Here is a 13,368-nt window from a genome sequence, read left to right on the forward strand (position 1 = left end):
CGCAATTTAAGACTGAACTCGGATCAAACCGGCCACCTGTGCAATCGACTCTCTGGCTGCCCTGCTAATCGCTGACAGTTGAAAAAAGCCATGGATCACACCCAGGTAGCGCCGACACTGTACAGGTACACCGGCTTCCAGTAAGGTGCGGTAGAGCTGCTCTCCCTCATCTACCAGGGGATCAAACTGGGCTGTAATGATATGTGTTTCCGGCAGTCCAGCCAGGTCAGATCTGAATAATGGGCTTGCTTCTGGATGTGTACGAGATACCTGTTTAAAATACAGCTCGTAACCCGATTCGAGCGCCTCTTTGGTAATAACGTAATGCGTACCGTACTCCTGATAACTTCGACTTGAGGTTGTGGCATCCAGCATCGGATAAATCAGTATCTGCCTGGCAGGCAGCCAGTCTGCTTTTTCTTTTAACCGTAAGGCCGTTACTAAGCTCAAATGACCGCCCGCACTGTCGCCGATCAGACTGATATTGTCGGGGTCACCATCCCATTGTGCACAGTGCTGACGGATCAGCTGCGCCGCATTAAATGCATCATCATGTGCAGCCGGATAGACATGCTCAGGAGCAAGCCGATACCTGATGGCGATCACCATCGCCCCTGAGAGATTAGCCAGTTTGCTCAGTTGTTGTTCATGGGTCTCAAACCCGCCACTGACAAAGCACCCGCCATGAAAATATATAGCAACCGGTAGTATGCCCTGTGCAGACGGTCGGTATATACGGAGCATCAAACCATGTATCTCTATATCCGTGCACTGACAAACAGGTTCACACGCTCCGGCCAGCTCTACGCTGTCCAGGTAACCCTGGCGTCGCTCGGCAATTGATAACGACCGGACCGATGGGCAGCCCGCGCTAATAAATTCACTGACGATCTTTTTGATACCCGGTTCCAGAGTCAAACTGGTCATAGACGTACTCCCGCTGTACTGCACACATTAAAACTGTATATAAATACAGTTTTAATTTAAAAGTGTCAATTTAAATCAACGGGTTAACAGCCAATTACATAAAGCAACCTGACAACTCACAAGGCATACCACAGCCCCAGCCAGGCACGCAGCGTATCCTGTGCCAGATCGCTTTCTACCCGGGCAATACCCAGGTCAAAGCGCAGATCGGTCACCCCGGCAGGTGCAAACCAGTTTGCCCACCCCAGCGCCTGCTGACTCAAATCTAGCCGCCACTTCACGCCGTAACTTTTTGCGATACGCTGGCCGTCAAGACGGTGGTGTTTGATAAATATTCTGGGCTGCCCCAGTGCCCAGCTGGACGCCAGCTCATAGCCATAATAGTGCCGGCCCGTCGCAAACTGAAAAGGCAACTCAGGACTCAGTACCAGATCGCTGCGTGTACGCCCGCTCAGAAGATTGTTATCGAACCCACCCAGGCGTACAGCCTGTGACGTACGATACTGAGACTGCACACCGGCAAACCAGGGCCAGTTCCAGACCTTGCTAAACCCCTGCCAGTCATAACCATGTCCTGTGGCATTGCCACTGAGGAATGCAGCCTTAACACGATACCCCAGTGCAAAATCCTGATGGTATTTATGCCACCCGTGTTCTAACCCAGCCCACTGCGTAGTGATGGCTTGATGACCTTCATCATCGTAATGCGTTATGGCTGCAAAGGGAGCGAGGGTCAGGGTATCAAAGCGCCATTCATAGCTTAAACTGGTACTCAGCCCCATGCCATCCAGCCTGATCTGCTCTGCATCACCATGCTGACGGCGACCATCAAAACGATAGTCGCTCAGATGGGCATCAAAACGCCAGTCTCCCGAACGGTAGCGCAGGGCCGCAAAGCTGCCAGTAAGCACATTATCGCTGCTCTGGGCCAGCCCCAACTGCCAGGACAATTGTTGCAGCAGATCGCTGCCTTTAAGACCCACACTCAGCAGCTCACTGCTGGCCGTACTGGCCTGGGCTGATATGGCTGCCGACGCGTTTTGCGCCAGCCACTGGTAATCACTGTGCGTCACAGCCGTATCATCGGGGTCATAGATCTGCGCATCGGGTAGCACCACCGGATCGGTCTTACCCAGCGGCACCGCAAAATCCTCGCTGAGCGCGGTCACTCGCTGCTCACTGACTTGGCTATCCAGTGCATGTAATCGGGTACCCAAAGGCGTAGAATGGGCATAAAGCAGCGGCTGCGCGGCACGCACTACGAGCTGCTCAAAAACGGCTTGCCCGAAGGTCACCTGATAGAGGCGGTTGTGTGTTAAGTCGTAACGATAGATACCCAGCTGACCATCCAGACCAGCGATAAAGTAGAGTCCCAGCCCGTCATGTTGCCAGGCTGGTGCCGTCAGATACTGATATCCCTGTGGCATCGGCACACGGCGCGTTACTGCCGATTGCAAGTCTTGTATATACAACTGCCAGTTGCCGTTAAGCGTGGTTTTTAAATAGGCCAGCTGACGTCCATCAGGCGCAAGTTGTGGATAATCATACACAGTACCCAGGCTGCGCTCAGACAGGGGCGTCACTGTATTGCTGCCTACCTCAAGGCGCACCAGTTCGGAGAAGCCATCACGCACCTGCTCAGCATACAGCGTATCCTGATCATGCAAAGTAAAGCGGCGGATCCCAAGCGCTCTGGTTAATCGGGTGACCTCATTGCTTGGGATGTGCCAGCGATACAGATCGTTGACCCGATTGTCCCGTGTTTCGTCCACCCGCGCTCGGGCTACAAAGTAGATCGTCTCCTGACTCTGCCACTGCGGATACTGCATTCCGGCAAAATCAATCGCGTCCAGCTCGGCTACGAGTTCACGCTTAAACACTGCCGGAGGCTTATCCGCAATGTCTGCCGGATCGGCCGCCAGAATGGCCTGCTGCGCGGCGTCGAACGCTTTTTGCGCCTCTGTATTGTCTTCAGTTTTATAGACTCTGAGCCAGTGCTCTCCCTCCTGATTACGCTCAGTGACCACAAGTTGCGTGCCATCAGGAGACATCACGGGGTCGCTCGCTGCATAGTCAAACTCGAGCCACAAGGGGCTGTTTAGCGTATCCAAATCACGCTCCCGGGCCATCGCCTGATAAGTATATTCAGCAATAAAACGACGATACAGCTGCGCTGCACTTTGCCCGTATACGCCTTTGAAAGCACCTTCAAAACTGCGCTTACGCACCCCATGCACACGCGTCCAGACAGCATCCAGTCTCTCCTTGCCGTGATTATCCTCCAGCCAGGCCAGAAATCGCACGCCCAATAAGTAAGCCATGGCACTGGATCGATAACTGCCATCTCCATCGCTCAGCGCGCCATAAGACAACAAAGCCCCCTGACGAGCAAAATTACGCAATAGCGCCTCGCTGTAGTTATCGTAAAGGCGGCCTCGTCCCGTCAGCCGGGATTCCAGCAAAGTGGCATATCCTTCAGCCACCCAACGAGGTAGCACGGCGCTGGCCAGATCATAAATGTCGAACCAGTCACGCAAGTGCTGACGCCAGCCACTGCGACTGGGCTGAGACAGATGCACCAGGTGAATATACTCATGCAAAATCAGCAACTGCTGCCAGCCCGGACTATTCGCAATCACTGAGTTCGACTGGGGCGGCGTGGTAAACAGTGCCATCAAAGGCGAGTCGGTACTTGGCAAAGCAAACCCATTGGCGCCATTGATGGGGTCAAACACCACCACATCGGCAATGCTGTTCAGCGCCCGCCCCTGCTGCTGTAGCACGCGATTTCTGACCAGTTCCAGCTCTATGGCTGCAGAGCGCGCCCAGGCCTGCTGAGCAGGTGTATAGTGTACTCTGAAATGTTCGGTATGGAGCGTTTGCCAGTCACTGGCACGTAGCTGGGTGGTAAAAATCAGTAGCCACAATGCAGCGCACAATGCCGTAAAATGGGTAGTCGTCAATCGCACAGCCATACTCATCCTCGATGAAGTGATCCGAAACAGACGTTAGTATGGCAAACAATGTGCTTGAAAATCAGTGGGTATTTATCTTTTGAAACACTTTTAAACAATCAGGCATCAGTATGTTGGTTCAGTGAGCTGACCATGTGCAGTATACCGCCCGCCACCACAAATACCGCCAATGCCGCTGCCAGACTGAGACCGGCGTATGCCTTCGCCAGCGCCAGAATACCCGCACTCGCCCAGGCCAGCCCTGTACGGAGTCTTGCCGTCATCAGGCTAGCCAGTCTGAGTTGACTGACAAACGCAGCCGCGATAACAAACAGGATTAAAGGGATTAAAACCAACATAGTCCACTCCCGGGTCAAGGGTTGTCGAACACGCAATACGACGACAACACCGATTAGGATCACTTTGATTAACCATTATACGCAAATGATAATTATTATCAACTGGGTAAAATAAGCTTGATCACAGCCCCGGATCGCTCACCATCGTTCACATTGGCTACTTCAAACTGGCCATCATGGCATTCAATCACATGTTGGCTGAAGGTCAGGCCAATGCCCTGGCCATCGGCCTTGGTGGAATAAAACGGCGTCAGTACATTGTCGAGATTGGCAAATCCGCCTCCCTCATCAGCCACTTCAATCACCACTTGCGGACTGAGGTAGTAGCTACGAATACTCACCCGGTGACCCGCCGGACTGGCTGTCTGATTGGCCTCAATGGCATTTTTAACCAGGTTGATCAGCACCTGCTCAAGCAAGTGAGGATCGCTGTCGCACTGACGAGCCTGGCAGTCCAGTTCAATGTGTTGCGTGGGGTACTGTGATGTAAACAGATCACGGACCGACGTGCATAAGGGTCCCAGTGGTGTCTTTTGGATCTGTGGCTCGATGGCTTTACTGATCTCGCCGTAACGCGCAACAAAGTGCTGCAAATGCTGACAGCGCTGCTCAATCACACTCAACGCCTGCTGCTCTCTGGCGGACGTTGCACGCTCAGCCAGACTTTGCGCCAGTGAACTGACCGGCGTCAGTGAATTGCGGATTTCGTGACTGATCACCCGGATCAACTGTTGCCAGGCCGCCAGCTCTTTCTGCCGTAATGCTTTGGTGATATCGAGCGCTACCAGCAGACTGTGGCGTGCGCCCTGCTCGTAAAAATAGCTGCTGTGGAGCTGCCAGCGGGCCGCCTGTGCGTGGCTGATAAACTGCCAGCCCTGATGCACTTCTTTAAGCCCCAGCGACAGGGCTGTTGCACCTTTATAATGCCGCCAGTGTTGTCTATACAAGCTTTCAAACGCCTGATTTGCATAGCTTAAACAAGAATCTTCAGTAAAAACCAGGATCGGAGTATTGAGCTTGTCGATAAGCTGATAAATGACAAATATCTGCGAGTTATAACGCGATTTCTGCTGATGCAGTTGCTCGCCCAAAGTAATCAACTGCTGTTCAAATGCCGCCACCTGGCCGGATGAAAAGTGTGGCCGGATCTGCTGGCTAAAATCCGCCTGTAACATAGCTTCGAGCTGCCAGTGTGCACGGGAAAAAATACGCGTCAGCTGTTTCAGACATCGCTTTTGCAGGCGCCAGAGTAATCCGCTTGTACCACCGGCGATCAGTGCAACCTGCCACCAGGGCAACGCCTGCTGCCACAACAATAATATCAGCAAAGCAACCACGACAAAGCCCAGTAAAGCCAGATGCCAGTGCAGGTTATGCTCAAAGTTAGCTTTCACTGCGTAATCCGTATTTATCCAGACGGCGATATAAAGAGGACTTCGTCAGCCCAAGTGCTTTAGCCGTTTCGCTGACCTGGCCCTGGTGCAATACCAGCGTTTGCTCAATCAGCGCTTTTTCGACCTCAGCCAGTGTGGTGCCAGGCACTGGCTTATGCAATGACTCAGGCTCTGGGCTGATCAGGCGTAGCTGACAATCCGCTGCGCTGATCTGGGCGCCTTCGCTGAGCAATAAGGCCCGCTCCATCACATGGCTAAGTTCACGAATATTACCGGGCCAGCGGTAGGCCAGTAACGCGGCCTGTGCCTCGCTGTGCAGAGGCTTGGTCTCAAGCTTATAACGCGCCGCATGGCGCGCGAGCAGGTGATTTGCCAGCGGCACAATGTCATCCAGCCGTGCACGCAGGGGCGGGAGCTCAAAGGTAAAAGTATTAATACGATAAAACAGATCGCTGCGAAAGTGCCCGTCCGCCACATCCTTTTCTAAGTCACTATTTGTGGCACAGATCAGACGAATGTCGGCCCGCTCCGTACGACTACTTCCAACTCGTTCATACTCGCCATTTTCCAGTACCCGCAACAATTTCGCTTGCTGAGTCAGAGGAATAGTCGCCACTTCATCAAGGAACAGTGTTCCGCCCCTGGCCAGCTCAAAACGCCCGTTACGCTGTGACTTGGCATCAGTAAACGCCCCTTTGGTGTGCCCAAACATTTCACTTTCAAATAGACTCTCGGGGATCGCCCCCATGTTTACGCTGATCAGAGGCCCGTCACCGCGCGCAGACTGACGGTGAAGAGCATCCACCAGATAGCTTTTACCACTACCACTTTCGCCACACAGCAGTACGCTGGCGTCCGTGGCGGCGATTCGCGCCAGCTTGCGAAGTAGCGATTGCATTGCCCCGGAGCGCCATGAATAAATCGGCACCGCGACTTCAGGGTCTGGCGTCGTGCCCCGCTTTGCCTGTAATGCATTGAGTTTGCTCTGCTTGCGAATGGCATCCAGTAGTTGCGGGTTTTGCCAGGGTTTTTCAATAAAGTCTGCGGCACCCAGGCGCATTGCCTCAACGGCCAGTGTCACACTGCCCCAGCCGGTCAGGCAGATCACCGCCGGTGGCTGGGGTTGAGTCTGTAGCCAACTCAGAAAGGCCAGCCCTTCATTGCCGGATGTGGTGTCCCGGGTAAAATTCATGTCCAGCAAGATCAGCTCTATTTGTTTACAGCTCAGAAATTGCTTGGCGACCTCCGGATGCTCAGCTTCAAATACTTCAAAACCATGATCTTCAAGCAAAAATGCGGCGCTTAGTCGCACCTCTGGGTTGTCATCAACAATGAGTACCGCCATCGTGTTCCCTGTTCGTTTATCACTGCATTCAGAATACGGGAAATTGGCAAAGACGAAAAGCGCCAGCCACCTTACCTGTGGTGTCCATTCGAGTGCGGGGCGCCAAGCGATATGAACATGGCAGCGTCATCTTAACGAGCAACTTATCGTTTGGGCAATGGCCCAGCGCGTTTGCCGATGACGCTACATTAACAGCTGCAATGTTAGACCGCTTACTTCACCATTCGCATGTATTACAGTTGAGTGGAGAAAGCTACAGACTGAAAGACAAGCGCCGAGCGGGCGCAATACCTGAGTAAACAAGTGGATCAATTTTGAATGATCGAATTCAGGTTAAAAGTGGATCAGTTTTCGGTGATCGTTGACAGAGTACCGAGCGTAAGATGGCCGTGTGGGTTTCATTTTGCGCAAAGGCCGCGCTAAAGCACGACTTTGCACGATAACTGCGAAGCGTTGCTTCGGTCTTTGCTAGAGTACGAGTGGGCACACTTCCATGTGGAGGGCATCCGGTTCGGGCCCTAAGGTTTGCGCAGCGTTCGCTAAAATGGCTCATTTCACCTTGCGCAAAGGCCGCGCTAAAGCACGACTTTGCACGATAACTGCGAAGCGTTGCTTCGGTCTTTGCTAGAGTACGAGTGGACACACTTCCATGTGGAGGGCATCCGGTTCGGGCCCTAAGGTTTGCGCAGCGTTCGCTAAAATGGCTCATTTCACCTTGCGCAAAGGCCGCGCTAAAGCACGACTTTGCACGATAGCTGCGAAGCGTTGCTTCGGTCTTACTGAACCCAACCGATTTTGGTGATTAGGGTGTGGGATTCGCCCGGGGCTAAAGTGACTGCGTCGTCCATCACATTGGCCGCTTCGAGGCACAACATAGTGTGATATTCGTCATCACGGAAATTGCTCAGACGTTTGGACTTGTCTATCCAGGGGTTCCATAAGACACAAGAACTTGAGTGCTCACGGCCGACTGCAATTTTGCCATCCGGAGTCTCAATGATTTGTACTTCAGGAGCCTGGGTATAGACCATATCGGTTTCGCGGGCAAAAGTGACCACCTCATCCTGAGTAAAAGGGCCTTCACCAAACTCTATATACTTCGCCCCTTGCAGGCCATCCACACGGGTTTGCTCTATTGCTGGTGTTGGAAAATAAGTGTGCAGCGCCTGAGTCAGGGAAAACGTCTCGCTGCCGGTATTGGTATTGCTGAGTTTGACTTCGAGCTGCTCGCTGAGCACAAACTCAACCGTCAGACTGGACTCATGGGGCCAGAAAGTACGATCTATGCTGCTCATTGGCAAAGACAGCACAATGCGGATAACCGCGTCGTCCTCCTCGATACGTTCTGCACGCCAAACCTGCTTACGTGCAAACCCATGTGCCGGCCAGTCTGGCTCGGCATGCACCCCAAACCAGGGCCAACAAATCGGGATGCCACCGCGGATTGACTGACCTTCGAGGTAGGTTTCGTCCTGAGATACCCACAGCAGGTTTTTCTGTCCCGCAGGAATAAATTCGGTGATCTGTGCACCCTGAAGATAAATCTTAGCCTGACACAGCGGTCCGTTAACGTCAAAATACTCCAGGCCGGACTCGGTACGTGCCAATTTTACTGAGGCAGAAAGTTCCATATAACACCTATTTTTAAACTAAACTGGCACTACCTTACCTAAATTGCTTGGGCGGTGTAAGGGCCACCCATCGAATATGAGTGATATTCATCACAGCGTGTCTCCATCACACTTTGAACTGGCCCACTAACTGGGTCAATTGCTCAGATAATCGCTGCATTTTATCCCCATTTTCGCTGGTATTATTCGCGACATCACTGACACTGTCAGCGGCATTTTTTATTTCAATCACATTCCGATTGATATCTTCTGCCACGTGCTGTTGCTCCTCAGCCGCCGTGGCTATCTGAGTATTCAGATCACTAATAGTCTGAATAGACTGGGTGATTTCGCTGAACTGACTTTGCGCAGATCCGGTCAGCTCGACCGTTTTATCAGTGCGAGTCAAGCTGCTACGCATATCCTGCGATACCCCTTCTGTCATTTTTCTCAACTTGTCGAGCTGCGAGGCAATTTCTTCGGTTGACTCTGAAGTACGCTGCGACAGTGCCCTGACTTCGTCAGCAACCACCGCAAACCCCCGACCATGTTCGCCCGCTCTCGCAGCCTCAATGGCAGCATTCAACGCCAGTAAGTTAGTTTGCTCGGCAATTCCCCTGATCACACTCAGGATCGACATGATGTTTTCACTTTCACTGTCTAACTGGTTAATGTCTGACGTTGCCCGTTTGATCACATCCGACAACGCCGCCACACTGCTAACGGCTTCAGACATAACAGATTGGCCAAGCTCCGAAGCTTGCTGGGTTTGAGTCGCCAGGTCAGCAGCATTGGCGCAGCTGGACGCCACTTCATTGGCTGTGGCTGCCATCTGATTGATAGCCGTTGCTGCCATCTCAAGTGCCTGTTGCTGCTGCGCGGTTGAGCTGGTCAGCTCTTCCGACTCCGTCGCGGTTGCACGCGCTGTCTGATTGAGCTGCTGCGCACACGCATTGATGTCTGTCACGAGCTGTGCAATCAGATTAAGAAAACTGTTAAAGCTATCTGCCAGCTTACCGGTTTCATCTTTGCTGTCGACCTGCAGGCGCTGAGTCAGATCTCCTCCTCCCTGAGAGATAACGGTCAGCCCATCACTGACTTCCACGATGGGACCTGACAACACATTGGCAATGTAATTCGCCAGCACCACAAACAGCGCCACCAGTACCACACTGAGGATCACCAGGGTCCAGGTCATGGCATTGGCCGCTGCCATCACTTCGCCCTGCTCGACAAAGGCAATGAACTTCCAGCCCAGTTTCTTAGAGGTATAAATGCTGGCAAAGTAGTCGGTAGCGTCTATTTGAATTTCATACAAACCGGATGGATTACTGGCGAGTGTTCGATACAGGCCATTTTCGACCTGCTTAACATCTTTGAACCGATAATCGCTGTGTTTAGCGTCCACCAAAATTTTTCCAGTGTCTTCCACCAGCATCAGATAACCCGTTTCGCCCAGTTTGACCTCTCGAATGATCTTGGTCAGGCCCTGCAGCGACACATCCATGCCCGTCACGCCAATCTCCCTGCCGTCAGACTTGACCGAACGTACCGTCGACACAATGGCCATATCATCCGGTGCCCAGTAATATGCATCGGTCATTGTAGTTCTTCCATTGGCAGCCTGTCCGCTCCGGTACCAGGGCCGGGGGCGCGGATCATAGTTTGCACTCACTTCACCTTGCGGCCACTGAATGTACCCTCCCTCAGTATTGCCGAAATAGATATATGCAATGCCAGGGTGGGTATCGCCAAAGCGTTCAAATAAGTCGTACACCGCCTGCTCTGTCTCACTTCCTGCACGTGAGTTAAGCTGGCTGGCAGTGCTTTTATCGGTGTAAACCTGCACCTCGCTTTGTGCCCGGGTGAGCTTGGGGTTCGTGGCCAGAAATTCGACATTTTTGGCAATTTCATCGAAAAACATGCCAATCCCGTTATCAACCTGAAGCGCTTCCCGGCTGCTCATTTCGACAAACTTGTCGAGCGCCAGCTGCCGTGTCTGGGACACAATCAGAACGGCAATGATCAAAATAGGCGAGACGATAGCGACAATAAAAGCCAGCCTGAGCTTTTGCGAAATGGTCATAGTGTGGATTCCTCACTGGACTGATTGACTGCGCCAATACGCTTCAACGCGTATCTAATTAAATTGCACAATACTGCAAAAAATATAGTTGATAGTTGCGCAACTATCCAAAGGATCAGGAGAAATTACCGTTGTTCATGTCTGATGACTTGGAACCCGGGAACGAATGGTCTAGGCTATTTAGAGATAATTTATTCTCACTAACTCAAACAAACGGGTGCGCTCCCATGCTAAAACTCTCTCGACTCATGACGGCTCTGTGCGGCGCTATGATGTTGTCTTCTTCCCCCACCATGGCCAGTGAAGATGAACTGGCACAGCTGAAAAAGCAACTTGAACTGTTACAACAGAAAGTACATAAAATGGAGCGTGAACAGGCACGCGAAAAAGCACAGGCCAAAGCTGATAAAAAGGCAGAGAAAAGGGCCGAACAGACCAAACCCAGTATCAAAGTAGGTGGTGCAGTACGAACCAACCTCAGCCACACCTCGTACGATGACGATAACAAAAATCGTGGCGGCGACTTTGACTTCGATATTTTTCGGCTTAACTTTTCTGGCAATGTGGGTGGTTTTGGCCTCAATGCCGAGATCCGCTTTTTCGACTACATGACCGCCGTCAAGTATGCCTACTTACACTATGATTTTGCCAAAGACTGGCAGGCTCAAGTAGGCATGACCAAAGTCCCCTTTGGTAACTGGCCCTACAACTCCCACAACTACTTTTTCAACACCACTTATTATATTGGCTTAGAAGACGACCACGATATGGGTGTCCTGTTTAAACGCAAGATTGCCGACAACTGGCAGTTAGATCTGGGCTTTTTTAAGAATGATGAACTCGGTGGTGTTGATGGCTACGTCGAAGATCGCAGCGATCGCTACTCCTATGACATTGTTGGCTTTCGCAAAGCGGGGGATGGCGTATACGACGACCCCACTCAGCCTTTAGGCGAATATAACACTTTTGCGGGCCGGTATGCCTACCACTTCAAACACAAAGGTGGCACAACAGAAGTGGGAGTATCGGGCTTGAGTGGTGGCCTGCATGACGGGACTGACAGTGCGGGGGATTATATGGCCTGGGCCATTCACCTGAACGGCAACTATGGCCCCTGGAACTTACAATTGCAGCATGGCGAATACGAGTATGATGTCGATACGCCTGCCACACGAATGGCCGTCGGCGCGTATGCATTTTTCGACTCCATTGCGGCTGAGGCAACCATGAGCAATGCCAATATCGCTTATAGCTTGCCCGTAGAGTTTGGCCCTATTACAGGCTTACAGTTCTACAATGACTACGGCATTATTTACGATAAATCGGACGACAGCGAAGACACCTGGATGAATGTTACCGGCGTTTCACTTTCCGCGGGGGCCTTCTTTACCTATATAGATTATGTACTCGCGAAGAACCAGCCGTTTGTAGGTGGCTCCATTGCGGGTAACAGCGACGACACAGAACGCCGCTTTAATATCAATATTGGCTACTATTTCTAACCATTTGCATAGCAGCGATTCTCCAGTCGCTGCTTAACCTTCAGGGTCTCAGGTGTTAGCAACAGCAGCTGGGAGGATGGCTTTAGCGCAGCCGTGAGGCTAAACATACCGGCCCATCGCTAGATCGGACAAATATTACGTGCAACGCAAAAATATTACAGTGGCTATTCGTCTGTGTGTTTTTGGCTATAATGAAAAAACAAACCACACCGATGATAAACATGCGGGATAATACCAGGATGGACAGCGATGAAAAAACACGCTCAAAAACTCTTTAACCGTTGCTTCTGGTTGCATCTTGCCGGGATCTTATGTGTGGCACTGGGCTTTATTGGCATGGCTCTGCCGGTTATGCCCACCACCATTTTTTTCATCCTGGCATTGGCCTGCTTTACCCGCTCGAACCCTAAGTTAGCCCACTGGTTGCTGGCTCACCCCAAATTTGGCCCCACCCTGCATGCCTGGCACACCCATCAGGTGGTACCGGTCAAAGGCAAGTGGGGCGCTGGCCTGGGCATGTTAGTGGGATTTGTAATCTTATGTATGACCGCAGCCCCCTGGTATGTACTGGCGGGTGTCGCACTGACCGAACTGCTGGTCATGGCCTATCTGCTCAGTAAGCCCTCCGAGTTACCCGTCAGCTAACTCCATTGCTAGTGGCGCACATAACTGCCATCAGGTTTTCTGTACCGCTATGTTTTGATTATGAGTGGTATAGAGGATCAACATCATGGCACCACACAGAATCGCAACATCAGCAATATTAAATATCCCCGTTCTGAGTTCACCAAAACCGAGGTTGATAAAGTCGATCACAATACCATTGTTCAGTACCCGATCAATCAAGTTGCTAACGCCCCCCGACAGCACGAGAGCCAATCCAGTGATTTGATTGCAGTTTAAATCCTCGCTTTTCAGTGTGTACAATAATATCGCCACCAGCAGCAAGCCGACCACTGCGATAAACAACACACTGCGAAGTGGTGTCGGTAACTCACTGCCCAAGCTCAAAAATACACCGCTGTTTTCCCGGTAGCCCAAACGCACCAAATCAAACCCGTAACTGGTCATCTGCCAACCATTCAGATAGTAACTGGCAAACCACTTACCGAGCTGATCCAGGCACAAACCCACCCCGGCTACCACAGATACCCAGTATATACGCTGCTTTGTTGTCATAATGTATTGTTT

Annotated in this window: 10 protein-coding genes and 1 pseudogene; 3 read left to right on the plus strand and 8 right to left on the minus strand. The window is 51.8% G+C overall.

The window, feature by feature from the left end; translation table 11 throughout:
• Positions 1-6 precede the first annotated feature (6 nt).
• From MHN33_RS13985 to MHN33_RS14005, 5 genes are all read right to left on the minus strand, one after another.
• The gene (locus MHN33_RS13985; protein WP_239398598.1) at positions 7-927 is read right to left on the minus strand and encodes an alpha/beta hydrolase; all 921 of its coding nucleotides are present in this window, start codon (positions 925-927) and stop codon (positions 7-9) included.
• A 116-nt stretch (positions 928-1,043) separates the two neighbouring features.
• Entirely contained in the window at positions 1,044-3,902 is a 2,859-nt protein-coding gene (locus MHN33_RS13990) for a hypothetical protein (RefSeq protein WP_239398600.1), read from the minus strand.
• Positions 3,903-4,000: 98 nt separating this feature from the next.
• The gene (locus MHN33_RS13995; protein WP_239398602.1) at positions 4,001-4,240 is read right to left on the minus strand and encodes a hypothetical protein; all 240 of its coding nucleotides are present in this window, start codon (positions 4,238-4,240) and stop codon (positions 4,001-4,003) included.
• A gap of 98 nt (positions 4,241-4,338) precedes the next feature.
• On the minus strand, positions 4,339-5,634 hold the full coding sequence (locus tag MHN33_RS14000) for an ATP-binding protein (RefSeq protein WP_239398604.1): 1,296 nt from the start codon (positions 5,632-5,634) through the stop codon (positions 4,339-4,341).
• Positions 5,624-6,979: a sigma-54 dependent transcriptional regulator gene (locus MHN33_RS14005; RefSeq protein ID WP_239398606.1), complete on the minus strand. Its 1,356-nt coding sequence runs from the start codon at positions 6,977-6,979 to the stop codon at positions 5,624-5,626. The genes MHN33_RS14000 and MHN33_RS14005 overlap by 11 nt, the downstream gene beginning before the upstream one ends.
• A 101-nt stretch (positions 6,980-7,080) precedes the next feature.
• Here MHN33_RS14005 and MHN33_RS14010 point away from each other — a divergent pair.
• Positions 7,081-7,278 (plus strand): annotated as a pseudogene (locus tag MHN33_RS14010) (ATP-binding protein); the annotation flags it as partial.
• Between the two features lie 477 nt (positions 7,279-7,755).
• On the opposite strand, the gene MHN33_RS14015 reads toward MHN33_RS14010, so the two are convergent.
• Both MHN33_RS14015 and MHN33_RS14020 read right to left on the minus strand, forming a co-directional pair.
• Positions 7,756-8,610, minus strand: coding sequence for a D-hexose-6-phosphate mutarotase (locus MHN33_RS14015; RefSeq protein WP_239398608.1), 855 nt, complete (start codon positions 8,608-8,610; stop codon positions 7,756-7,758).
• Positions 8,611-8,716: 106 nt separating this feature from the next.
• Positions 8,717-10,675 carry a methyl-accepting chemotaxis protein gene (locus MHN33_RS14020; protein ID WP_239398610.1) on the minus strand — a complete coding sequence of 653 codons (1,959 nt, stop codon included), beginning with the start codon at positions 10,673-10,675 and terminating at the stop codon, positions 8,717-8,719.
• A 227-nt stretch (positions 10,676-10,902) separates the two neighbouring features.
• Between MHN33_RS14020 and MHN33_RS14025 the strand changes: the two genes are divergently transcribed.
• Complete coding sequence (locus tag MHN33_RS14025) at positions 10,903-12,177, plus strand: porin (protein ID WP_239398612.1); 1,275 nt, start codon at positions 10,903-10,905, stop codon at positions 12,175-12,177.
• Between the two features lie 249 nt (positions 12,178-12,426).
• Positions 12,427-12,822: a YbaN family protein gene (locus MHN33_RS14030; RefSeq protein WP_239398614.1), complete on the plus strand. Its 396-nt coding sequence runs from the start codon at positions 12,427-12,429 to the stop codon at positions 12,820-12,822.
• A 30-nt stretch (positions 12,823-12,852) separates the two neighbouring features.
• Here the strand turns inward: MHN33_RS14030 and lspA are convergent, their stop codons facing one another.
• Positions 12,853-13,356, minus strand: coding sequence for a signal peptidase II (gene lspA, locus MHN33_RS14035; RefSeq protein ID WP_239398616.1), 504 nt, complete (start codon positions 13,354-13,356; stop codon positions 12,853-12,855).
• Between the last annotated feature and the right edge of the window lie 12 nt (positions 13,357-13,368).

It is taken from the genome of Pseudoalteromonas sp. OOF1S-7, from assembly GCF_022347765.1.
GTDB lineage: Bacteria > Pseudomonadota > Gammaproteobacteria > Enterobacterales > Alteromonadaceae > Pseudoalteromonas.